Below are 24,952 nucleotides of genomic sequence, written 5' to 3'. Positions count from 1 at the left end.
TCGCCGGTTGCCTGAAAACGTATTCTGCGGCGCAGTGTCGGTTAATATCCGACGTGTCACCGAATGTGATCAAGCGAGTGTAGATGGTGGCCGGGGGCCAGTCGCGAGGCGCTGTCCGGGTCGCCGATTCGCGTGTAAGGCGTGGATAACTGCGACGTATGGTCCAATATCGATAGATCGTTCGGGCTAAATCCGCAGAAATCGTATTCCTCGACGCGGCCGGTCGCCGTAACCTTGCGTGATTCTTCACCTGATCGTCCCTGGGGGAGCAAGATGAAGTTCACGTCGTTGTTTTCGTGTGCCCGAAAAGCCTCGGAGAGACTGCTCGACGCCCGATGACACGACCCGGCTGCGTCAGCCGATTCGACGTGCACGCCCGGCAGTCGCCCGACCGGATCGCGGTCTTCGAGCACGGCACCAGGCTCACCTACGCCCGGCTCGCCGGGCTCGCGGGTGGCCGCGCGCTGCGCTTGCGGGACGCCGGTGTCCGGCCGGGGGAGCGGGTCGGGCTCGTCACCGAGCACGGCAGCGCCGCGATCGCGGCGATCCTCGGCACTCTCGCCGCGGGCTGCACCTACGTCCCGCTGGACCCGACCTTCCCCCGGGCGCGTCTCGACCACCAGCTCGCGGCCGCGCGGGTGACCGCCGTGCTCGCGGATCCGGGGTACGTCGAGCTAGCGGAGTCCTTGTGCCGCAACGGATCCGCGCGGCTCGTGCGTTCGGGCTCGGAGTCCGCGCCGCTCCCGGTGCCCGAATCCGATCCGGACGGTCCGGCGTACGTGCTGTTCACGTCCGGGTCCACCGGCCTGCCGAAGGCCGTCGCACAGACCCACCGCAACCTCCTGCACGTCGTCGACAACCAGGTCGCCGCGCTCGGTATCACCGCGGCCGACCGGCTCAGCCTGCTCGCGTCGTTCGGCTTCGACGCGGCGATTCCCGACCTCTACCCGGCACTGCTCACCGGCGCCGCGCTCGTGCCGGTCGACCTGCGCGCGCACGGCCTCGCCCACGCCGCGCGCGAGCTTGCCCGGCACGAGGTGACCGTCTACCACTCGACGCCCACGGTCTACCGGCACCTGCTCGACGTCCTCGGCGAGACCGGCCTCCCGTCCGTGCGGACCGTGCTGCTCGGTGGCGAGCAGGCGACCCACGCCGACGTCCGCCGCGGCCGGTTCGCGCCGGAGTGCGTGTTCGTCAACGGCTACGGCGCCACCGAGGTGACTTTCGCCGCGCAGTACCGGACGACCGTCGCCGAGCTGGGCCCGGACGCTGACGGGCCGCTGCCGATCGGGCGCGCGCTGCCCGGGTTCACCCTCACCGTGCTGGACAGCGGCGAACTCGAAGTGCGTGGGCGGCACCTCGTCGACGGCTACCTCGACCAGCCGAGCCCGGCGTTCGGGGTGACGGCCGACGGCGTCCGTCGTTACCGGACCGGTGACCTTGGCCAGCTGCTGCCGGACGGGAACCTCGTCTGCCTCGGCAGGCTCGACCGGCAGGTCAAGGTCCGCGGCTTCCGGGTGGAGCTGACCGAGATCGAGGCCAGACTCGCCGAACAGGCCGGCGTGGCCGAAGCCCGCGCGATCGTGCGCGACGGCGACCTGCTCGCCTACGTGACCGCGGCCTGCCCGCGTCCGGACGGCCGGGTGCTGCGGGCCGCGCTGGCGGACGTCCTGCCCGGCCACTCGGTACCCGCGGCCGTCGCCGTGCTGGACGGTTTTCCGTTGACCGTCACCGGAAAACTCGACGAACTGGCGCTTCCGGACCCGCGGGCGGCCGCGACCGTCCCAGCCGAGCGGCTGACCCCGGCCGAGGAACGGGTGCACCGGATCTGGTGCGCGGTACTGGGCCGTGACCGGGTCGGGCGCACCGAGGCGTTCTTCGACGCGGGCGGCGACTCGCTGCGGCTCGGCGGGGTGCAGGCGCGGCTGGCCGACGAGTTCGGGGTGGACGTCCCGCTGCTCGCCCTGTTCGAGCGCACGACGATCGCCGGGCAGGCCGCCTGGCTCGCGGAGTCCACTTCGGACACTCCGCCGCCGGTTGTCGCGGAGGAGCAGGCCGGGGATCTCATCGCCGTCGTCGGGCTGGCCTGCCGGTTCCCCGGCGCGCCGGACGCCGCCTCGTTCTGGTGGAACCTCTGCGCGGGCGTCGACTCGATCCACGACTACGCCGACGACGAGCTGGCGGCGCTGGGCGTCGGGCCGGGCCTGCGTGCCGACCCGGCGTATGTGCGGTCGGGTGGCCGGATCGACGGTGTCGAGGAGTTCGACGCCGGGTTCTTCGGGTTCGCCGCCGACGAGGCCGCGCGGACCGACCCGCAGCACCGGCTGTTCCTCGAAACGGCGTGGCAGGCACTCGAGGACGCCGGACGCGACCCCGCCGCCGAGACCGGGCCGGTCGGGGTGTTCACGGCCACCTCGGTGAATCGCTACTTCCTGTTCCACCTGTTCGGCAACCCGGCGGTGACCGGCGACGTCGACCCGGACGACTGGGAGGGGCGGCTGACCGGACGCCAGCTCGCCGATCACCTGCCCGGCCAGGTCGCCTACCGCCTCGGGCTGACCGGGCCGGCGGTGGCCGTGCAGAGCGCGTGCTCCAGCTCGCTCGCCGCGGTGGCGCTGGCGGCGCAGAGCCTCGCGGACTACCGATGCGACGTCGCGCTGGCAGGCGGGGCGAACGTCACGTGGCCGCGGTACCGCGGCGGCGGGCTCGTCTCGCCGGACGGCCGGTGCCGTGCGTTCGACGTCGCCGCGGCGGGCGCCGGGTTCAGCTCGGGCGCCGGGGTGGTCGTGCTGAGGCGGCTGGCGGACGCACTCGCCGACCGCGACCACGTCTACGCCGTGCTGCCCGGCTGGGCGATCACGAACGACGGCCCGGACCGCGCGGGCTACGCCGTGCCGGGACCGGCCGGTCAGGCGGCCGCGGTGGCCGAGGCGCTGGCCGTCGCGGAGGTCGCCCCGGACGAGGTCGCGCTGCTCGAAGCCCACGGCAGCGGCACCCCGCTCGGCGACGCGATCGAGGTGGCCGCGCTCAACCGCGTCTATCGGGGAGCGCCGCCGGAAACGTGCGCGCTGGGCTCGGTGAAGACGAACATCGGGCACCTGGACGCGGCGGCCGGCGTCGCCGGGCTGATCAAGGCCGTGTTGTCCGTGCGGCACGGCGTCATCCCGCCGAGCCTGCACTTCACGGCCCCGCACCCGGAGGCCGACCTGGCGGGCGGCCCCTGGTACGTCCCGGCGAAGGCCACCGACTGGCCCGTCCGCGAACGGCGGGTGGCCGGGGTCAGCTCGTTCGGGATGGGCGGCACGAACGTGCACGTGATCGTGGCGGAGGCGCCTGCCGGCCCACCACGGCAGGCGGCGAGCGGTCCGTTCGTGCTGCCGGTGTCCGCGCGTGACGCGAAGGCGTTGCGCGAGGTGGTGTCCCGGCTGCGCGACCGGCTCACCACGGACGCGCCGGACCTCGGGGACGCGGCGTACACGCTTTCGGTCCGGCGGGTGTTCGCGTGCCGGGCCGCCGTGGTGGCGGACTCGGTCGCGTCGGCGGTCGCCGCGCTCGATGCGCTGCTGGTGAACGGAACCGACGTCGAGGGCCCGGCCGGGGCGGTGCGGGACCTGGCTGTCCACTGGGCCGGGGGCGGCGAGGTCGAGTGGGCCACGCGGTTCGCGAGCGGTGAACCGGGCCGCGTCCCCCTGCCGGGTTATCCGTTCCAGCGGGAGCGGTACTGGATCGACCCACCGCCTCAGCACACATCCGACCAGGGGAGCCCTCGGTGACCGACACCTTGCCCGTCGTGGGCGGCCACGGCCCGCCCTTGTCCTATCCGGACACCACGATCACCGGGCTGATCCTCGCCCAGGCCGCGCGCACCCCGGATGCCGTCGCCGTCCGGCAGGGTGACACCCGGCTCGCCTACCGCGAACTGGTCGCGTCGGCGACCGGCGTCGCTCGGCTGCTGCGGGCCCGGGGTGCCGGGCCCGGCACCCGCGTCGGCGTCTGCGCCGACCGGCGGCCGGAGCTGATCTCGACCGTCGTGGGCGTGATGCTGTCCGGAGCCGCCTACGTGCCGCTCGAACCCGGCGGCCCGAAGGCGCGGCTGGCCGAAATCGCCGCGGACGCCGGGATCTCCGTCGTCGTCGGCGACTGCGCAAAGGCCGAATTCGGTGCCACGGAAGGCATCGAGGCTCTCGACGTACCCCCGCCGTCGGACGGGCCCGCCGAGTGCCCCGCCGGGCCGGACGACCTCGCGCACCTCCTCTACACCTCCGGCTCCACCGGCCGTCCCAAGGGCGTGCTGACCAGTCACCGCAACGTGGTCGCGTTCGTCACCGGGTTCGCCGCCGCCCTCGGGTTCCGGCCCGGCACCCGGGCGCTCGGCATCTCCTCGCCCGCCTTCGACGCCTTCACCATGGACGTGTTCGTCCCCTTGGCGCACGGCGGATCGGTCCAGCTCGCCGGTACCGCCGATCGGGCCGACCCCGAACGGCTGCGGCGGTTTCTCGTCGAGCACGACGTCGAGTGGGGTTTCGTCACGCCGACGCTGCTGTCCATGCTGGATCCCGCGGCCGTTCCCGGCTGGCGTGTCATAGCCTGCGGTGGCGAGCCGGTGCCCGCGGACCTCGCCGCGCGCTGGCTGCCGGGCCGGCGGTTCTTCAACGCCTACGGCCCGACCGAGACCACCGTGGTGGTCGTCACCGACGAGGTCACCGGCATCCCTGCCGACCCACTGCCGCTCGGCCGCCCGACGCCGAACCACCGGGCGTACGTCGTGGACGCCGACCTGCGGCCGGTCGCGCCCGGCGAGATCGGCGAGCTGCTCATCGGCGGTCCGGGCGTCGCGCGTGGCTACCTCGACAGCCCGGAGCTGACCGCCGCGAAGTTCGTCGACGACCCGACCACGCCGGGGGAACGGCTCTACCGCACCGGCGACCTGGCCCGCGAGCTGCCCGACGGCCGTCTCGAGTTCGCCGGCCGCGCCGACCGGCAGGTGAAGGTCCGCGGCCAGCGGATCGAACTGGGCGAGGTGGAGGCCGCGCTCACGCTTCACCCGGACGTCGACGCCGCCGCCGTGACGGCCGTCCCCGGCCCGGCGGGCATCCGGCTGGTGGCCTTCCTGACACCCGCGTCCGCACCGTCCGATGTGGACGCACTCGGCCGGGACCGGCTCACCGCGGCGATGCGCCCGGCCGCGGTCCGGGTGCTCGACCGCCTGCCGGTCGACCCGGTCACCGGCAAGATCGACCGGCCTGCCCTGCGCGACCTGGCCGAAGCGGCGCTCGCGGGACAACGGGAGGACCTCGGCCCGCTCGGCACCCCGGCCGAACGCGCGGTCGCGGTTATCTGGCGGCGGGTGCTCGGCGCCGGTGCGGGGACGGATTTCCTTGGCTCGGGCGGGAACTCGATCGCCGCGATGCGTCTGGTCGCGGCGCTGCGGGCGGAGCTGGCCGCGGACGTCGCCGCGGAGGACGTCTTCGCGGGCGGCACTCTCGACGGGCTCACCCGGCGGGTCGCGGCCGCGCCGCCACTGATCGGGCCGGGGCTGACCACCGGGCACGCGCCCGCGCTGTCCCCGCCGCAGCGGCGGCTGTGGTTCCTCGACCAGCTCGCCCCGGACGCCGCGCCGTACAACATCGCGATGGCGTTCCGGCTGACCGGCGCGCTGGACGTCGACGCGTTGCGCCACGCGTTGCGCGCGGTCGCCGAGCGGCACGACGTGCTCCGCTGGCGGATCCGGTCCGTCGACGGCGCGCCACTGGCGGATCGCCTGCCGCCGTCGGATGTTCCGCTGCCGGTGGCGCCGGTGACCGAGGACGGTCTGCGGGCCCGGCTGGCCGCCGACGCCGCGACGCCGGTGCACCTCGACCGCGACGCGCCCTGGCGCGTGCGGCTCTACCGGCTCGGCGAGACGGAGCACGTGCTCGGCTTCACGCTGCATCACGCGGTGTTCGACGGCTGGTCGCAGGACCTGCTCTGCGCCGACCTGTCGGCTGCCTACCGGGGCGAGCCGCTGCCGCCGCCGGTGGCGTCCTACGCGGACTACGCGGTGTGGCGGGCCGGACGCGACGAACGCCGGGAGGCCGTGGACGTCGCCTGGTGGACCGGACATCTCGCCGGCGCACCGGCCACAGTGGACCTTCCACGTGACCGGCCGCGCCCGGCCGTGCAGACCTACCGGGGCGCGAGCCTGCGTCAGTCCTTTCCGGACGGTGCCGCCGAATCGGTCCGGGCACTGGCCGCCCGCACCGGCACGACGCGCGCCGGGGTGCTGCTCGCCGCGTTCGGCGAGCTGCTGCGGCGGCTCACCGGCGCGGCCGACCATCTGGTCGCCACGGTCGTCGCGGACCGGCAGCTCGCCGAGTTCCAGGAGGTCGCGGGGTTCTTCGTGGACATCGTGCCGGTGCGGCTGCGGGCCGACGACGCCGCGGACTTCGCGACGCACGTCCGCGGCGGCGGCGCGGAACTCCTCGCCGCGACCGCGCATCCGGCCGCGCCGGTCGAGCGGCTCGTCGAAGCGCTCGGCGTGCGCCGTGATCCCGCGCATGCCCCGCTCGTGCAGGTGATGTTCAACGTCCTGAACTTCACCGAGCCGCGGCTGGGCCTGCCCGGCGTGCGGTCGGCGTGGCTGCCGGTGGACAAGCCGGGGTCGCCGTTCGACCTCACGGTGTACGTGCACGACGACGGCGTCGAACTGCTGTACAACCCGGACCTGTTCGACCACGCCCGGATGGCCGGGCTCGCCGAGGACTACGTCGCCCTGCTCGACGCGCTGGCCGCGGCGCCGGACACACCGGTCGGGACGAGCGTGCCGGAGTTGCCGCGGGCGGGCATCCGCACCGCCACGCCGGACGCGATGACTCGCGCACTGGCACGGCCACCGGCGGCCGCCGCGGACCCGGCGGCGCTCGCCGTGACCGAGGCGGTGATCGCTCGTGCCTGGTGCGACGTCCTCGGCGTCGCCGAAGTCGGGCACACCGACAACTTCTTCGACGTGGGCGGGCATTCGCTCGCGCTGGCCCGGGTGCATGCCCAGGTCACCGCCCGGCTCGGCCGCCGGATCCCGATGGTCGACCTGCTCAGCCATCCCACCGTCCGCGCCCTCGCCGCGCACCTGCACTCCGGCGGCGCCCCCAGCCCGGAGCTGGCCCGCGCGGCCGAACGCGTCGCCGCCCGCCGCGGCCGCACCCAGACCAGAAGACCCCGTAGCACCGCCGGTCCAGCCGGCCTCGGATAGGAGCACCACCGTGACCCACCTCCCCGAAACCGGCGCCGGCGATCCCGGAGCCGAACCGATCGCGATCGTCGGACTGGACGTGCGCGTGCCCGGCGCGCGTGACGCGCGGCAGTTCTGGCGCAACCTCGTCGACGGTGTCGAGTCGATCGTGCCCGCCACCCGCGAGGAGATGATCGCCCGCGGCGCCGAACCGGCCACTGTGGACGATCCGAGCTGGGTGAACGCCACCACCGTGGTCGACGGCTTCGACGAGTTCGATGCCGAGCTGTTCGGTATGACCAGCCGCGAGGCCGAGATCACCGACCCGCAGCATCGGCTGTTCCTCCAGTCGTGCCACGCCGCGCTGACCGACGCGGGCTACGACCCGGGCCGCTTCGACGGCGCGATCGGCGTCTACGGCGGGTCCGGGGGCACCGGCTACCTGAAGGAGAACCTGCTGCGCAACGAGCGGATCCTCGCCTCGCAGCACGGCGGCATCGGCATTTCGACCGGCAACCAGCCGAGCTACCTGACGACCTCGGTGTCGTACAAGCTCGACCTGCGCGGCCCGAGCCTCGCGGTGTTCACCGCCTGCTCGACGTCCCTGGTCGCGGTGCACCTGGCCTGCGAGGCACTGCGCAACGGTGAGTGCGACATGGCGCTGGCGGGCGGGGTCAACCTGGAAATGCCGCATGGCATCGGCTACCTGGGCGTCGACGGCTTCACCTCGCCGGACGGCCACGTGCGCGCGTTCGACGAAGGCGCCAACGGCACGGTCTGGAGCAGCGGCGCCGGGGTCGTGCTGGTGAAGCGGCTGTCGCAGGCGATCGAGGACGGCGACCACATCCGGGGCGTCGTGCTGGGCAACGCGATCAACAACGACGGCGCCACCAAGGTCGGCTTCTCCGCGCCCAGCGTGGCCGGGCAGACCGAGGCGATCGCGCAGGCCGTCGGCATGGCCGGTGTCGACCCGCGCACCATCGGCTACGTGGAGGCGCACGGCACCGGCACCGCGCTGGGCGACCCGATGGAGATCGCCGCACTGTCCACTGTGTACGGGGACAGGGTCGCGGACACCGGCTGGTGCGCGATCGGCTCGGTGAAGTCCAACATCGGTCACCTGTCGCAGGCGGCAGGCGTGGTCTCGCTGATCAAGGCCGTGCTCGTCATGGAGCACGGGCTGATCCCGCCGACCGTCAACTACCACGAACCCAACCCGGGTATCGACTTCCCGGAGAGCCCGTTCTACCCGGCGCGCGGCTTGACGAAGTGGGAGGCGGGCCAGGCGCCGCGGCGGGCGGGCGTCAGCTCCTTCGGCGTCGGCGGTACCAACGCGCACGTCGTGCTGGAGGAGGCGCCGGCCCCGCAGCTAGGCCGGACACCGCATCCGGCGCACCTGCTGCGGGTGTCGGCCAACACCGCGGAAGCGCTTTCGGCCGCGGTCGAGAGGCTGGCCGAGCGGCTGGCGGGGGACGTCGACCTCGACCTCGCCGACGTGGCCCACACCCTGGCCGCCGGGCGCACCGAGTACCCGTACCGCGCGGTCGTCGTCGCCCGTGACTCCGAGGACGCTGTCGACGGGCTGCGGGACTCCCGGCGCCTCGTGTCCGGACAGGCCGGGGAGACGAACGTGGCGTTCCTCTTCTCCGGTCAGGGTTCCCAATACGCCGGGATGGGCGCCGAGCTGTACGAGGCCGAGCCGGTGTTCGCCGCGGCCGTCGACGAGTGCCTGCGGCTGCTCGAACCCGAGCTGCCGGAGCTGCGCGACCTGATCTTCTCATCCAGTGGCGAGCAGGCGCTGCGGGAAACCCGCGTGACCCAGCCCGCGCTCTTCGTCGTCGAGTACGCGCTGGCGAAGTTGTGGCAGAGCTGGGATGTGCGGCCCGCGGCGATGATCGGCCACTCGATCGGCGAGTACGTCGCCGCGACGGTCGCCGGGGTCTTCACCCTGCCGGACGCGCTGAACCTGGTCGCCACGCGCGGCCGCCTGATGCAGGCGATGCCCGCCGGGGCCATGCTGGCCGTCCAGCTCGACGAGGAGAGCGTCGCCGCCCGGCTGCCGGGCACCCTCTCGGTCGCCGGGGTGAACGGGCCCGGCACGTGCGTCGTGGCCGGGCCGTCGGACGCGGTCGCGGACTTCGCGGCGACGCTCAAGGCCAGCGGCGTGCAGTGCCGCGAACTGGTGACCTCGCACGCGTTCCACTCGCCGATGATGGATCCGGTACTGGCCGAGTTCACCGAGGCCGTCGCCGCCGTCGCCCGCACCGCGCCCGCGCTGCCGTTCCTGTCGAACGTCACCGGCGACTGGATCACCGACGCCCAGGCCACCGACCCCGCCTACTGGGCCTCTCATCTGCGCCAGGCCGTCCGGTTCGGCGACTGCGTCAAGACCCTGTTCGCGCGTGGCGGCCGCTGGGTACTCGTCGAATGCGGCCCGGGGCACCAGCTGGCCGGGCTGGCCCGCGGCCAGGTCCCGAAGGGCATGCCCGCGCCGCAGCCGAGCCTGCCGGGCCGTACCGAGCGCCTCGGCGACGTCGAAACACTGTATGGCGCGGCCGGTCTCTTGTGGACGAACGGGGTTTCCCTCCAGGCACGGACGTTCGGCGCGCCCGGCCACCGGGTACCGCTGCCCGGCTACCCGTACGCACGCACGCGGTACTGGGTCGATCCGGACCCGGTCACGGCCACCCGGCCCGCGCGGCCGAGCGGCCCGCTGCCCCTGTCCGAGTGGTTCGCGGTCCCGGCGTGGCGGCAGGCGGAACCGGACCTGAGACGCGAGCCCTTCGCGAACGCGCTCGTCTTCGCCGCCGGCGACGTCCTGACCGGCCTGCTGCGCGACGCGGGTGTGACGGTCACCGAAGTGCGCCCCGGCGACGGGTTCGCCGCGACGGAGACCGGATTCACCGTCCGGCCCGGGGTGCGCGAGGACTACGACGCGCTCGTGGCCGCGCTGCCCGCCCGGCCCGAGCGGGTCGTGCACGCCTGGACGCTGGCCGGCGGAGAGCGCGGCATGGCCGCACAGGACCACGGGTTCTTCAGCCTGCTCAACCTCGTCCAGGCCTGGGGCGAGCCGGTGCGGATCGACGTGCTGAGCACCGGCACCGCCGACGTCACCGGCACCGACCTGACCCGTCCCGAGCACGCGACCCTCGCGGGCATCGCGAGGGTGGTGCCGCTGGAGGTCCCGGGCATGGTGGTGCGCCGGATCGACGTCGTCGACGCTGACGTGGCCCGTCTTGAGGACGTCGTCGCCGAGCTGTTCCGCCCGGCCGACGCGGCGGCCGAGGTCGCGCTGCGTTCCGGGCGCCGCTGGGTGCTCGACCACACCCAGATCGAACTGCCCTCGGCCACCGAGCCGGTGCTGGTCGACGGTGGCCGGTACCTGATCACGGGCGGTACCGGCGGCATCGGCATCACGCTCGCCGAGGACCTCGCCCGCCGGGTGCGGGCGAAGCTCGTGCTGCTGGCCCGCACCGGGCTGCCGCCGCGGGCGGAGTGGGACGCGCACCTCGCCGCGCACGGCGGCACCGACCGCGCCGGGCGGACGATGCTCGCCGTGCGGCGGATGGAGGCCGCGGGCGCGGTGGTGCACGTCGCCGCCGCCGACGTCACCGACGCGGCGCGCCTGCGCGAGGTACGCGAGCTGGCCGAGCGCGAGTTCGGTGGGCTCGACGGGATCGTGCACGCCGCCGGGATGCCCGGCGGCGGCGTCGCCGAGGTGAAGGAGCGGGCCGCGGCCGAGGCCGTGCTGGCCCCGAAGATCGCCGGGACGCTGGCCCTGGCCGAGGCGTTCGCCGACCTGCCGATGGACTTCGTCGCGCTGTGCTCGTCGATCACCGCGGTGGTCGGCGGCATCGGGCAGGTCGACTACTGCGCCGCCAACAACTTCCTAGACGCCTACGCGCGGGGCCGTCACGGCTGGCAGGCGCGGCTGGTCTCGCACGCCTGGGGTGGCTGGGACGAGGTCGGCATGGCCGCGGAGGTGGCCGCGCCGGCCACGATCCGTACCGCCCGGTCGCGGGCGCTCGGCCCGGTCGAGCACCCCGTGCTCACCACGCGCACCGAGGACGGCGCGCACGGGCTCGTCTCGGCGGCCACGCACTGGCTGCTCGACGAGCACCGGATCGCCGGGGTGCCGGTGGTGCCGGGCACGGGACATCTGGAGACCGTCCGCGCGGCGGTGGCCTCCGCGCTGCCGAAGCCTGCTGACGGGCACGTCGTCGAGCTGCGGGACGTCGCGTTCCTGGAGCCGTTCGGCGTCCCGGACGGCGCCACCGCGGAGTACCGCGTGGAATTCGGCGACGACGAATTCACCGTGACCAGCCACGTCGCCGGCGCGAGCCGGACCCACGTGCGCGGATCCGCCGGGTGGGTCGCGGCCGGATCACCGTCCACTGTGGACATCGAGGCGGTGACCGGGCGGACCGAGCCGATCGACGACGGGCACGGCTTCGGCACCGGCCGCACCAGCATGGTCACCTTCGGCCCGCGCTGGGCGGCGCTGCGCGAACACCGTATCGGCGCACAGGAGGAGCTGGCCACGATCACGGCTCCCGACGCGGCGGCGGGTGACGCCGCCGCGTGGGGGCTGCACCCGGCACTGCTGGACGTCGCGACCGCGTTCGGCCGCGGCCGGGGGAGCGGCGCCTACCTGCCGATGGGCTACGGAAGGATCGTCGTGCACGACGCGCTCCCGGCGAGTTTCCACAGTCACCTGCGCTACCGCGACTCCGGCGGCGACCAGGTGGTGGCGGCAGACCTCTCCTTATGTGACGAGACCGGCCGCGTGCTCGTCACGATCGAGGACTTCGTGCTGCGCCAGGTCGATCAGGACGCCGTCGGCGGCGGCCTGACTTCGGCGGCCACAGCGGCCACTGTGTCCACTGTGGACAAGACGTCGACCGGGATCCGGCCGGTGGACGGCGCCGAGGCGTTCGTCCGGGCGCTGGCCCCCGGTCTCGGCGGGCAGGTGGTGATCAGCACCCTCCCGGTGCGGGAGCTGATCGAGCGCCGGGTCAGCGCCGAGGAACTGGACGGACCCGCCGAGGCGCCGGTGGCGGTGTCGGAGGACGACTACGTCGCCCCGCGCACCGACCTGGAGGCCGAGATCGCCCGCCAGTGGACCGAGCTGCTCGGGGTGGAGAAGATCGGCGTGCACGACGACTTCTTCGCCCTCGGCGGCAACTCGCTGGTCGCCATCCAGCTCATCGCCCAGGTGCGCAAGGCCACCGGAACGCGGCTGGCGATGAAGACGCTGTTCGAAGCGTCCACAGTGGCCACTCTGGTCGAGCGGATCGAGGAGCTGCGCGCCGACAAGGCCGAGACGCCGGCCGAACCCGCTCGGACCACCATCCCGAAGCTCGAGCGCTGAGACCGTTGGCGGATTCGGGCCGGGTGGGCCTCGGCGGTCAGGCGGCGGGTTGCGAAAGCCACTTTCGCAACCTTCAACGTTGCGAAAGTGGCTTTCGCAACGTCGCGGCAGGGTGTCGACACTCGCCGACTCTCGGGACCAATGCCTGAGCCACGCCAACACCATCTGCCATTCCGCACACCAGCCAGGCCGGCAGCCGAGACCCCCGTCGGGTCTTGAACCCGCCAACAGACACTGAGAACAGGAAACCATGAGCGACACGAAGGAATGGACGTTCCCGGCCTCGTTCGGGCAGGAGCGGATCTGGCTGTCCGGCCAGCTCGACCCGGCGTCCCCGGTGTACAACCTGCACTGCCGGGCCCGGCTGGACCGACCGCTGACCGCCGCGCAGTGGCGCACCGCGCTCGGCGTCGTCGTCGGGCGGCACGAGGCGCTGCGCACGACGTTCCGCATGGACGGCGGCGCGCTCGTGCAGGTGGTGCACGCCGAGGTGCCGATCGAGCCCGAGGTGCACGACCTGCGGGACCTGCCCGCCGACGCTCGCGGCGACCGGCTCGCCGAACTCGTCGGCGCCGTCCTGCGCGAGGCCGTCCCGCTCGACTCGCCGCCGCCGTGGCGGGCCCAGATTTGCCGCGTGGCCGACGACGAGTGGGTGCTCACGTTCGTCGTGCACCACACCGTGTTCGACGCCCGCTCGGTGCTGGTGCTGGAGGCCGAGCTGAGCGAGGCGTGCGACGCCGTGTTCGAGGGCCGCGAGCCGAAGCTGCCCGAGCTGGCCATCCAGTACCCGGACTACTCGGCCTGGCAGCGCGGGCAGCTCGAAACGTCCCGCGAACAGCTGGACTACTGGCGGACACAGCTCGCCGGGCTGCCGCCGGTGCACGGCCTGCCCACCGACCGGCCGCGGCCGGCGGCGCTGACGTTCGCCGGTGACCAGGTGGACTTCGCCCTCCCGGACGGACTGATCGACCGGGTCGGCGAGCTGAGCCGGGACCTCTCGGCGTCGCCGTTCATGGTGCTGCTGGCCGGTTACGCGGCACTCCTTTCGCGACTGTCCCGAGTGGACGATGTCGTCGTCGGCGTCCCGGTCGCCGGCCGCGACCTGCCCGAGCTGGCCGACCTGATCGGCATGTTCGTCAACCAGATGGCCGTGCGTGTCGACTGCTCGGGCGCACCCGCGTTCACCGAACTGGTCGGCCGGGTCCGGACCACGCTGCTGGAGGCGATCGACCACAGCCAGGTGCCGTTCCAGGCGGTCGCCGAGGCGGCCGTGGCCGAGCGTGACCCCGGCGTGCAGGCGCTGTATCAGCTCGGGTTCAACTTCCTGCCCGACTCGGGGCTGGAGCCGACCCGCTCGGCCACCGCGAAGGACGACATCACGATCGACCTGACCGCCGTGGACGGCAGGCTCGTCTACCGCACCGACCTGTTCGACCGCGAGACCGCTGAAGCCGTGACCGAGCGGTACCTGCGGCTGCTGACTTCAGCGCTGGCCGATCCGGCTCGGTCGATCGCGGACCTGCCCCTGCTGTCGGACGCCGAGCGTGAGCTGGTCCTGACCGGGTGGAACACGGCGGAACTGTCCACAGTGTCGAATTCGGACGCGATGACCGTGCCCGCCCGGTTCGAGGCCCAGGTCCGGCGGACCCCGGACGCGCCGGCCGTCGACTTCGGCGGGGTTCGCCTGACGTACGCCGAGCTGAACGCGCGAGCCAACCGCGTCGCACACCGGCTGCGTGAACTGGGCGCGGGTCCCGGCACCGTCGTCGGTGTCTGTGTGCCGAACTCGGCGGACCTGCTGACCGGCGTGCTCGGGGTGCTGAAGAGCGGCGCGGCCTACGTCCCGCTCAACCCGGCCAACCCGGCGCCCCGGCAGGCGCTGATCCTCGCCGACGCGGGTGTCCCGTTCGTACTGGTCACCGGAGAGTCCACTTTGGACACCAAGACGCTGGCCTTGGACGAGCCGGCCGAGTGGTCCGCCGCGGCCACCGAAGACCCCGAACCGGCGTCAGGGCCAGGCGACGTCGCCTATGTGATCTACACGTCGGGCTCGACCGGGCGGCCCAAGGGCGTCGAGGTCGAGCACCGGGCTGTCGACACCTACCTGGCCTGGGCGCGTGAGGCATACCCCGGCCTGGCCGGGCGGGCACTGCTGCACACGTCGCCGTCGTTCGACCTCACCGTGACGACGCTGCTCGGCACCCTCACCGCCGGGGGCGCCGTAGTCGACGGCGGCAGGCCGACGTTCGTCAAGGCGACCCCGACACACCTCGCCGTCCTCGCCGAGGAGCTGTTCCCGACGGGTGAGCTGGTGCTCGGCGGCGAAGCGCTGACCGCCGAGGCCGTTCAGCCGTGGCGGGACCGGCACCCCGGCACGCTCGTCGTCAACGAGTACGGCCCGACCGAGGCCACGGTCGGCTGCGTCGTGCACCGGATCGAACCCGGGGACGAGCTGCCGTCCGGACCCGTTTTGATCGGCCGTCCGGTGCCCGGCACCCGCGTGTACGTCCTCGACGCCCGGCGGCAGCCGGTACCGCCGGGGGTCCCTGGCGAGCTGTACGTCGCCGGGCCGCAGCTTGCCCGCGGCTACCTCGGGCTGCCGGACCTGACCGCCGGGAAGTTCACCGAGGGTCCGTCCGGCCGGATGTACGCGACCGGCGACCTCGTCCGCTGGCGCCGCGACGGCACGCTCGACTACCTCGGCCGCGTCGACGAGCAGGTGAAGCTGCGCGGCTACCGCATCGAGCCCGGCGAGGTCGAAGCGGCGCTGCGCGAGCTGCCGGAGGTGCGGGACGCGGCCGTGGCGGTACGCGGCGGCACGCTCGTCGGCTATGTCGTCGGCAGCACCGAGGGGGCGGCCGAGGCCCTGCGGAAGACCTTGCCCGAATACCTGGTGCCGACCCGGTTCGTGACGCTCGACGCGCTGCCGATGGCGGCCAGCGGCAAACTCGACCGGGCCGCGCTGCCGGATCCCGAACCCGGCAAGGGGACGGCGTACGTCGCACCCCGGACCGCGGCCGAAGAACTCGTCACCGAGGTGCTCGGCGAGCTGCTCGACATCGGCGACCTCGGCGTGCACGACGACTTCTTCGCCCGTGGCGGCAATTCGCTGCTGGCGATCCGCGCGATGTCCCGGCTCCGCAAGCAGATCGAAGTCGACATCCCGGTGCGGGGGCTGTTCTCCTTCACCACCGTCGCCGAGCTCGCCGCCGAGATCGAGCGGCGGCTCGCCGAAGACCTCGACCAGCTCAGCGACGAAGAGGTCCAGCGCCAGCTGGCCGAAGGCGAGCTCTCATGACCACGATCGACGAAACCAGCGGCGCGGCCGCACGCCGCGCCCTGCTCGAACGGCGGCTGCGACGGCGCATGGAGCAGGCCGCCACCATCACACCGCGTCCCGGTGACGCCGTTGTCCCGCTGTCCTATCAGCAGGAACGCGTCTGGTTCATGGAGCAGTTCGCGCCGGACACCCGGTCGTACCACATCCCGGTGCCGATCCGGCTGACCGGCAGGCTCGACGTCGCCGCGCTTCAGTCCGCTTTGGACACCCTGCCGGTGCGGCACGAGGCGCTGCGGATGCGTTTCCCGGCAGGGGAGGACGGACAGCCGACCGTCCACATCGAACCCTCGGCCATGGTCAATCTGTCCATTGTGGACGTCGAAAGCGAGGAAGCGGCCCGTGCCGTCGTCGACGCCGCCGCGGCCGCGACGTTCGACCTGGCAGCGGGCCCGCTGCTGCGGGCGACCCTGGCCCGGGTGTCCGACGAGGAGCACCTGCTGGTCCTGTGCACGCACCACATCGTGGGCGACGGCTGGTCGGTCGATCTGCTGTTGCGTGACCTCGCCGCGCAGTACCACGCCCTGAGCACCGGCGGCACGGCCGAGCTGCCCGCGCTGAGCATCGGGTACGGCGACTTCGCGCACTGGCAGCGCCGAACGCTCACCGGCGGCGAACTCGACCGGCAGCTGGAGCACTGGCGGGCGCAGCTCACCGGGGTCGAGCCCCTGGAGCTGCCCACCGACCGGCCCCGGCCGGCCAAGCAGAGTTTCGACGGCGCGATCCACGAGTTCTTCGTCGAGCGCGACCTCGCCCGTGCCCTCGGCGAGCTGAGCCGCGGGCACGGAGTCACGCTCTTCATGACCCTGCTGGCCGCCTACCAGGTCCTCCTGGCGCGGTACTCGGGCCAGGAGGACTTCGCGATCGGCTCGTCGTCGGCCGGGCGTGGCCTGCCCGAGCTGGAGGGTGTGGCGGGCATGTTCATCAACATGCTGCCCCTGCGTGCCCAGCTGGCGGGTGACCCGACGTTCACCGAGCTGCTCGACCGCACCCGGCGGCACGTGCTGGACGCGTTCGACCACGCCGACGTCCCGTTCGAGCGGCTGGTGAACGCGCTCGGCGTACCCCGCGACGTCAGCCGCTCACCGGTGTTCCAGGCGATGTTCGCGCTGCAGAACTACGAGATGGGCCGGATGGGCGCGGCCGGAAAGTCCGATGTGGACTTCCGCTGGCTGCCGATGGACCTGCCCGCGACCCGATTCGACTTCGAGTTCCACGCGATCGAGGTCGAAAGCGGGCTGATCGCCAAGTTCGTGCACAACACCGCGCTGTTCACCGCGGACACGGTCGCCGGGATGGCCGGGCGGCTGGTCACGCTGCTGCGCTCGATCGTCGCCGACCCGGCCCGGCGGCTGTCCGAACTGGACATCCTCGACGCCGGGCAGCGCGAACTCGTCCTGGAGCACTGGAACGCCACGACGGCCGACTTCCCGCAGACCACGCTGCACGCGCTCGTCGAGGAGCAGGCCGCCCGGACGCCGGACGCGCCCGCGGTGACCTTCCGCGGCGCGTCGCTGACCTACCGCGAGCTGGACGAGCGGGCCAACCGGCTCGCGCACCGGCTGCGTGGCCTCGGCGTCGGACCGGGCGTGCTCACCGGTGTGTTCGCGCAGCGGTCGTTCGAGCTGGTCGTCGCGCTCCTCGGCGTGCTGAAGGCCGGTGGCGCGTACGTCCCGCTCGACCCGGAGTACCCGGCCGACCGGCTGTCGTTCATGCTGCGGGATGCGGCCGCGCCCGTCGTGCTGACGCAGGCGGCGTTGCGGGAAACGCTGCCGCCAGGTGACGCGACCGTCGTCGTGCTGGACGACCCTGCCGATCCTGCCGAGACGGCCGGGCCGGGCACCCCGCCCGAGCCGCTCGCCGGACCGGGCGACCCGGCGTACGTCATCTACACGTCCGGCTCGACCGGCCTGCCGAAAGGCGTGCCCAACGGTCATCGCGGCATCGTCAACCGGCTCGACTGGATGCAGCGCGCGTACCGCCTCGACGGCACCGATTCGGTGCTGCAGAAGACCCCGGCCGGTTTCGACGTGTCGGTCTGGGAGTTCTTCTGGCCGCTGAGCACCGGCGCGCGGCTCGTGCTCGCCGAACCCGGCGGCCACAAGGACGCCGCGTACCTGCGTGAGCTGCTCGCGTCCGAAGGCATCACCACCGCGCACTTCGTGCCGTCGATGCTCACGCTTTTCCTTGCCGAACAAGGCGTCGAGACCTGCGCGGCGCTGCGGCGGGTGGTGTGCAGCGGCGAGGAACTGCCGCTCGACGCCGCCCGCGAGTTCACCCGGCGGCTGCCGGACTGCGAGCTGCACAACCTCTACGGCCCGACCGAAGCCGCCATCGACGTCACCGCCTGGCACTGCACGCCCGCCGCGCTCGCCGAGGTCGCGTCGGTGCCGATCGGGGCGCCGATCCAGAACATCCGGATCTACGTCCTCGACCGTGCCGGGCGGCCATGCCCGGTCGGCGTGCCCGGCGAACTGCACATCGCCGGGGTCGGCCTCGCCCTCGGATACCACGACCGCCCGGAGCTCACGGCCGAGCGGTTCGTGCCCGACCCGTTCCACAGTGGACGGATGTACCGCACCGGCGATCTCGCGCACTGGCGCCCGGACGGGACGATCGCGTTCCTCGGCCGGATCGACCACCAGGTCAAGCTGCGTGGCCTGCGCATCGAGCTGGGGGAGATCGAGACGACCTTGCGCGCCCAGCCGGGTGTGCGCGACGCCGCCGTGATCGTCCGCGAGGACACGCCGGGGGACAAGCGGCTGGTCGGCTACGTCGTCGGCGACGCCGACCCCGGCGCGCTGCGGACGGCGCTCAAGCAGAGCCTCCCGGACTACATGGTCCCGCCGTCGTTCGTCCCGCTCGACGAACTGCCGCTCACCCCGAACGGCAAGCTCGACCGCAAGGCGCTGCCCGCTCCCGTCGCGTCCCGGGACGCGACCAAGGAGCTGGTCGCGCCGTCGACCCCGGTCGAGGTCCTGCTGGCCGGGATCTGGCGGGACGTGCTCAAAGTGGACGAACTGGGCGTCGACGACGACTTCTTCGACCTCGGCGGCCACTCGATGCTGGCCACCCAGGTGGTGGCGCGGATCGGCAAGGCGGACGCGGGCCAGGTCGGCGTCATGGACCTGTTCCAGCATCGCACGATCCGCGAGCTGGCGTCCTTTATGGACGGTGACGCCGCCGACCGGCCGCGCCACCTGCTGTACGAGCTGACCAAGTCGACGACGCGGCGGACGCTGACCTACGTCTGCTTCCCCTACGGCGGCGGCAGCGCGATCGTCTACCAGCCGCTGGCCGACGCGCTCCCGGAGGGCTACTCGCTCTATTCGGTCGCCATCCCCGGCCACGACGTCGGACTGTCCGAAGAGGCCGTGCCCTTCGACGACCTGGTCGAGCGGCTGGCCGGCGAGATCCTCGACCGCGTCGACGGCCCGCTGGCCATCTACGGCCACTGCGGTGTCGGCAACGCGCTCGCCGTCGCCGTCGCCCGGCTGCTCGAAGAGCGCGGCCGCGAGCTGGAGGTCGTCTACATCGGCGCGATCTTCCCGTTCGCCCGCATGAAGGGTGCGGTGGGCACGCTGCGGACCCGGCTGGAGAAGCTGCGCAGCAATCGGTACTACTCGAACTGGCTCAAGGGGATGGGCGTCGACACCGACGACCTCGACCCGGCGCAGGCCGATCGGATCATCACGAACATGCGCGCCGACGGCCGCGCCGCCGAGGAGTACTTCAGCGGCCTGCTCGACGCCCGCGTGGCCAAGCTGCGCGCGCCGATCGTGTCGGTGGTCGGCTCCGAAGACCCGGTCACCGACTACTACACCGAGCGGTACCGGGAATGGGAGTTCCTCACCGACACCACCGCGCTCGTGGTGCTCGACCGGGCCGGGCACTTCTTCCTGCGCTACCGGGCCGACGAACTCGCGGAGATCGTCACGCAAGTGCACCCGGTGCTGGACGATCCCGGCGAGCTCGACGTCCAGGCCCGCGGGGAGGACGCGGCCTGGGCGGTGCACGAGACCCATCGGGCGGAAGTGGACGAAAAACCCGTGGTGCGGCCGAGTATGGCCCGGTTCCTCACGATCACCGTCGGGCAACTGGTGTCCTCGACCGGCTCGGCCCTGACGTCGTTCGCGGTGCCGATCTGGCTCTACACCCGCACGGGCTCGGTCGCCGACCTCGGGCTGCTGTGGGCGCTCGCGCTCCTGTTCGGCGTGCTCGTCCTGCCCGTGGCGGGCGCACTGGTCGACCGCGGCGACCGGCGGCGGATCATGATCGCGGCCAGCGGCACGGCAGGCGGGATCCAGCTGGTACTGGCGTTGCTGCTGATCACCGGGCACGTCCAGCTGTGGCTGTTCTACGTGCTGATCCCGCTCGGGTCGGTGGCCGCCTCGTTCCAGCGCATCGCCTACCAGTCGTCGGTGGCGCAGCTGGTGCCGAAGCAGTACCTCGGGCACGCGATGGGCCTCGCGCAGCTGTCCACCGGTTTCGCCCAATTGCTGATGCCGGTGCTCGCGGCCGGGCTGCTGGCGACGATCCAGCTGTCCGGCATCCTGATCCTGGACATGGCGAGTTACGCGTTCGCGATCGTGGGCCTGCTGCTGGTGCGGTTCCCGGATCTCCTGGGTTGGCGCCCGCGCGAACCGCTGCTGACGGCGATCGCGGGCGGGCTGCGGTACTCGTGGAACCACCGCGGCTTCCGCACGATGCTGCTGTACTTCGCGCTGGCGAACGTCTTCCTCGCACCCGCGCTGGTGCTGGTCTCGCCGCTCGTGCTGTCGTTCGGCTCGATCACCGACGTCGCGCAGGTGGCGCTGGCCGAAGCCGTCGGCGCCGTGGCAGGCGGGATCGGGATGGCGCTGTGGGGCGGCCCGCGGCACCGGCGGATGGTCGGCGTGCTCGCCGGCAACATCGGCATCGCGGTCGGCAGCCTCATGATGGGCCTGCGGCCGTCGCTGATCGTCGTCGCGGCCGGTGTGTTCCTCCTGGCCGCCGCGATGTCCGTGTCGCAGGGCATCTACGCGACGCTGGTGCAGGTCAAGGTGCCGCAGCGGTTCCACGGCCGGGTGTTCGCGATCAACCAGACGATCACGTGGTCGACGCTGCCGATCGGGTTCGCCGTGCTGGCGCCGCTGGCCGTCGGCTGGTTCTCGCCGCTGCTGGCGCCGGGCGGCGCGCTGACCGGGTCGGTCGGCGCCGTGCTCGGCACTGGTGAGACCCGGGGCATCGGGCTCGCCTATGTCGTCTTCGCGCTGATCCTGCTGCTGATCAACGTGGGTGGGTTCTCGATGCGGCGGCTGCGCCGGTTCGACACCGAGGTGCCCGATTCGCTGCCCGACGACCTGGTAGGGGCGCAGGAACGGGAGCGCAAGCTCGCCGGGAAGGAAGCCGCATGAGCACGGCAGTGCTGGTCAGGGAGGCCCGCGGGCACTGGGTCGGCGAGGTCGCGCCGTCGATGCGGGCGGCCGGGCACCGCGTGGTGCTGCTCGCCCCGCCGATGGACGCCGCCGAACGGGCCGCACTGGCCGGCGTGGTGGACGACGTCGTCGCGCTCGACGACGTCCACGACCCGGAAGCCGTCGCGGCGAAGGTCCGGGAGATCGCAGGTGGCGCGCCGGCCGGGATCTTCACCGGCTCGGACGGCGCCATCGCGAGCACTGCCCGCGCCGCGGAACTGCTCGGGGTGGCGCGTTGCCCGGCGTCGGTGTTCGCCCTGTGCGCGAACAAGTTCGCGGTCCGGGAGGCCCTCGCCGCGGCCGGGCTGCCCGGACCCGCATACGCCCTGATCTCGTCGGCCGCCGAAGCGGAGTCGGTGGCTTCGGCGGCCGGGCTCCCGGCGATCGTCAAACCGGTCAACGGGGCGGGCAGCAATCTCGTGCGCACCGTGTCCACTGTGGACGAACTGGCGGCAGCGTACGAGCTGCTGGCCGCGCGACTGCCCGAGTCCGCGGATCCGCGCTATCACCGTCCACTGGGGACACTGGACCCTTCGGCGACGTTCCTCGTCGAAGGGTTCCTGCGCGGCCCGGAGTACGCGGTGGACGTGCTGGTCCGAGACGGGGTGGCCGAGCCGGTCGAGATCCTCGACAAACCGCTGATCGACGAGCGGAAGTTCGAGCTGGCGCTGTCGTGCCCGCCCACCGGGCTCACCGCCGACCGGGCCGAGCTGGTCACCGCGGCGGCGGTCGCCGCCGTCCGCGCGCTGGGACTCGACAACACCTGCGCCCACGTCGAGGTGATCGACGACGTCGACCGCGGCCCGACGATCGTCGAGGTCAACGCGGGCAGGCCCGCCGGGTCGATCATGCCGCTGCTGGCGAAGCTGCGCACCGGCATCGACGTGTTCGCCGAGCTGGGGGCGCTCGCGGTGGGCGCTCCGCCGCCGGTACGGGAACCCGCGAAACTGCCGATCCCGCTGGGCATGCTGATCCTCTACGCGGCCGGTTCGGGCCGGTTGACGAGCATCGGCGGGCTCGACGAGATCGCCGAGCTGCCCGAGGTGATCGACGTCGTCACCACCGTCTCGCCGGGACAGGTGCTCACCGATGAACAGGAGACCTACGCGGTCAACATCGTCGTGGCGGGGTTCGCCGATCACGACGACCTCGCCGCCCTGCACGCGGAGGCGAGCAAGCTCGTCCGGCTCGACCTGGAGGAAGTGTGAACACCGTTTTCGTGGTCCGGGAGACCGCGGGGCAGTGGATCGCCGACGTCGTGGCCGCCGTGCGCGCGACCGGGCTGGGGGCCGAGTTGGTCACCCAGCCCCTGGAACCGGCCGAGCAGGCGCAGCTGACAGAACTGGTGGACGGCTTCGTCGTCGTCGACGACGTCCGTGACGCCGAAGCCGTCGCCGGGGCGATCCGGGCGCGGACCGCGCGTCCGGCCGGGGTGGTGACCGCCGCCGAGGGGATCATCGCGAGTGTCGCCCGTGCGGCCGAGCTACTCGGCGTCGCGCGCTGCCCGGCGTCGGTGTTCACCGTGACGCACAACAAGTTCGCGGTCCGGCAGGCGCTGGCCGCGGCCGGGTTGCCGGGGCCGCGCTGCGCGCTGATCTCCGCCGAGTCCGAGGCGGCGTCGGTGGCTTCGGCGGTCGGGCTCCCGGCGATCGTCAAGCCGGTGAACGGCGCGGCGAGTAATCTGGTGCGTACGGTGTCCACTGTGGACGAATTGGCGGCGGCGTACCGGCTGCTGGCCGAGCGGTTGCCGCTGTCGGAGGACGCCCGCTACCACCGGCTCGTCGGTGGCGGACCGTCGCCGATCGACCCGGTGAAGGTGTTCCTCGTGGAAGGCCTGCTGCGCGGCCCGGAGTACGCGGTCGACGTCCTGGTGCGCGACGGCGTCGCGGAGCCGGTGGCCGTGGTGGAAAAGCCGCTGATCGACGAGCGCAAGTTCGAGCTGGGCATGGTCTGCCCGCCGCTCGAACTGTCCGAAGAGGACGCTGAACGGCTGTTCTCGGCGGCGACGGCGGCCGCGCTCGCGCTGGGCCTGGACAACACCTGTGCGCATGTGGAGCTGATCGACGACGCCGAGCTGGGCCCGGCGATCGTCGAGGTGAACGCGGGCCGCCCGGCCGGTGGCGCCCAGCCGGTGCTGCTGAAGCTCGCGACCGGCATCGATGTCATCGCCGAGGCCGTGTCGCTGGCACTGGGCACGCCACCGCCCGCGCGAGGTACCGGCCTGCCGGTGCCGGTGGGCTACCTGATCTTCTACGCCGAGGGCACCGGGCGGCTGGTCCGCGTCGACGGCACCGACGAGGTCGCCGGCCTGCCCGAGGTCCTGGAGGTCGTCACGATCGTGCGCCCCGGCCAACTGCTCACCGACGACCAGGAGATCTACGCGGTGAACGTACTCGCCGCGGGGTTCGCCGACACCGAAGACCTCGCCGCGCTGCACGCCGAGGCCGCCAAACTGATCCGTTTCGAACTGGAGGAGTCATGACCGCCGAACTCGCGGCGAACCTCGGCCACATCGAGGGCAACGAACACACGAAGCTCACCGTGTACGCGGCCACGAGCCCGGACTGGGTGCGCGCGCACCGCGAAGTGCTGCAGGACCGGCTGCGCGAGCACGGCGCGATCCTGCTGCGCGGGATGCCGGCCGACCTGAGAGTGTTCAACCAGGTCACCGAGGAGATCGGCGGCTCGCTGCTGGAGTACACGGAACGGTCGACGCCGCGATCGGCGGTCTCGGGCAACATCTACACCTCGACGGAGTACCCGCCTGCCGAGTCGATCCCGATGCACAACGAGAACTCGTACTCGGCACACTGGCCCGCCCGCCTGTTCTTCCTGTGCGACACGGCGGCCGAAACCGGCGGCGCGACGCCGATCGCCGACAGCCGCGCGATGTACCGCCTGCTGCCGGCGGACCTGCGCGAGCGGTTCGCGGGCGGCGTCACCTACACGCGGGCGTTCCGTGAAGGCCTCGGGCTGACCTGGCAGGAGGCGTTCCAGACCGACGACCGCCAAGTGGTGGCGGACTACTGCGCCGGCAACGGGCAGACGTACGAGTGGACCGACGAGGGCCTGCGCACGCGGCACGTGCGTCCGTCCTTTGTCGCGGAACCGCACACCGGCGCGACGGTGTGGTTCAACCAGGCCAACCTGTTCCACGTCTCGAGTCTGGGGGAGGAGGTCAGCGAGGCGCTGCTGGACCTGTACTCCGAGGAGGACCTTCCCCGCAACGCGTCCTTCGCCGACGGCTCGCCGATCCCGCAGAAGGACCTGGTCACGATCAAGGCGACGTACGACGAGGTCAGTTACGCGTTCCCGTGGCAGCCGGGCGACATCATGGTGATCAACAACATGCTGATGGCGCACGGACGCGAGCCGTTCACGGGCAAGCGGCGGACCCTGGTCGCGATGACGTGACCTGGCTCGGCCGTCGAGGGCGACGGCCGGCGACGGTGGAGGGAACGGCGGCGATGCCGCCGTTCATCGCCGCTGGCGTCTTTCCCCTCCGTTCGAGGAGGTGGTGGTCCGCTGGAGACGTCCGTCCCGGCGGACCACCGGTCGTTCTCGTATCACGGCGGGATGAC

Annotated in this window: 8 protein-coding genes; all 8 read left to right on the top strand. The window is 72.7% G+C overall.

Annotation, left to right across the window (positions count from 1 at the left end):
- Positions 1-335 precede the first annotated feature (335 nt).
- The 8 genes from ACLJRL_RS27680 (at position 336) to ACLJRL_RS27645 (ending at position 24,785) form a co-directional block, all read left to right on the top strand.
- Positions 336-3,773 carry a beta-ketoacyl synthase N-terminal-like domain-containing protein gene (locus ACLJRL_RS27680; RefSeq protein ID WP_410659217.1) on the top strand — a complete coding sequence of 1,146 codons (3,438 nt, stop codon included), beginning with the start codon at positions 336-338 and terminating at the stop codon, positions 3,771-3,773.
- Complete coding sequence (locus ACLJRL_RS27675; RefSeq protein WP_410659216.1) at positions 3,770-7,228, top strand: amino acid adenylation domain-containing protein; 3,459 nt, start codon at positions 3,770-3,772, stop codon at positions 7,226-7,228. Before ACLJRL_RS27680 ends, ACLJRL_RS27675 begins: the two co-directional genes overlap by 4 nt.
- Positions 7,229-7,238: 10 nt before the next feature.
- Entirely contained in the window at positions 7,239-12,578 is a 5,340-nt protein-coding gene (locus ACLJRL_RS27670) for an SDR family NAD(P)-dependent oxidoreductase (protein ID WP_410659215.1), read from the top strand.
- A gap of 250 nt (positions 12,579-12,828) precedes the next feature.
- On the top strand, positions 12,829-15,876 hold the full coding sequence (locus tag ACLJRL_RS27665; RefSeq protein WP_410659214.1) for a non-ribosomal peptide synthetase: 3,048 nt from the start codon (positions 12,829-12,831) through the stop codon (positions 15,874-15,876).
- Positions 15,873-21,311, top strand: coding sequence for an amino acid adenylation domain-containing protein (locus ACLJRL_RS27660; protein ID WP_410659213.1), 5,439 nt, complete (start codon positions 15,873-15,875; stop codon positions 21,309-21,311). The genes ACLJRL_RS27665 and ACLJRL_RS27660 overlap by 4 nt, the downstream gene beginning before the upstream one ends.
- The gene (locus ACLJRL_RS27655; RefSeq protein ID WP_410659212.1) at positions 21,308-22,579 is read left to right on the top strand and encodes an ATP-grasp domain-containing protein; all 1,272 of its coding nucleotides are present in this window, start codon (positions 21,308-21,310) and stop codon (positions 22,577-22,579) included. The genes ACLJRL_RS27660 and ACLJRL_RS27655 overlap by 4 nt, the downstream gene beginning before the upstream one ends.
- Positions 22,576-23,853, top strand: a complete 1,278-nt coding sequence (locus ACLJRL_RS27650; protein ID WP_410659211.1) for an ATP-grasp domain-containing protein — start codon at positions 22,576-22,578, stop codon at positions 23,851-23,853. The genes ACLJRL_RS27655 and ACLJRL_RS27650 overlap by 4 nt, the downstream gene beginning before the upstream one ends.
- Entirely contained in the window at positions 23,850-24,785 is a 936-nt protein-coding gene (locus ACLJRL_RS27645) for a TauD/TfdA family dioxygenase (protein WP_410659210.1), read from the top strand. The genes ACLJRL_RS27650 and ACLJRL_RS27645 overlap by 4 nt, the downstream gene beginning before the upstream one ends.
- Positions 24,786-24,952 lie beyond the last annotated feature (167 nt).

It is taken from the genome of Amycolatopsis sp. lyj-112, from assembly GCF_046549055.1.
In the GTDB taxonomy this organism is placed as follows: Bacteria; Actinomycetota; Actinomycetes; order Mycobacteriales; family Pseudonocardiaceae; genus Amycolatopsis.
Note: the sequence above shows the minus strand (reverse complement) of the source record. Positions and strands in the feature narration are given on the sequence as shown.

Excerpts from the sequence above, each read along its gene's own strand:
- ACLJRL_RS27655 (WP_410659212.1), top strand. The coding sequence starts at position 21,308 with ATGAGCACGGCAGTGCTGGTCAGGGAGGCCCGCGGGCACTGGGTCGGC.
- ACLJRL_RS27645 (WP_410659210.1), top strand. The coding sequence starts at position 23,850 with ATGACCGCCGAACTCGCGGCGAACCTCGGCCACATCGAGGGCAACGAA.
- ACLJRL_RS27680 (WP_410659217.1), top strand. The coding sequence starts at position 336 with ATGACACGACCCGGCTGCGTCAGCCGATTCGACGTGCACGCCCGGCAG.
- ACLJRL_RS27665 (WP_410659214.1), top strand. The coding sequence starts at position 12,829 with ATGAGCGACACGAAGGAATGGACGTTCCCGGCCTCGTTCGGGCAGGAG.
- ACLJRL_RS27660 (WP_410659213.1), top strand. The coding sequence starts at position 15,873 with ATGACCACGATCGACGAAACCAGCGGCGCGGCCGCACGCCGCGCCCTG.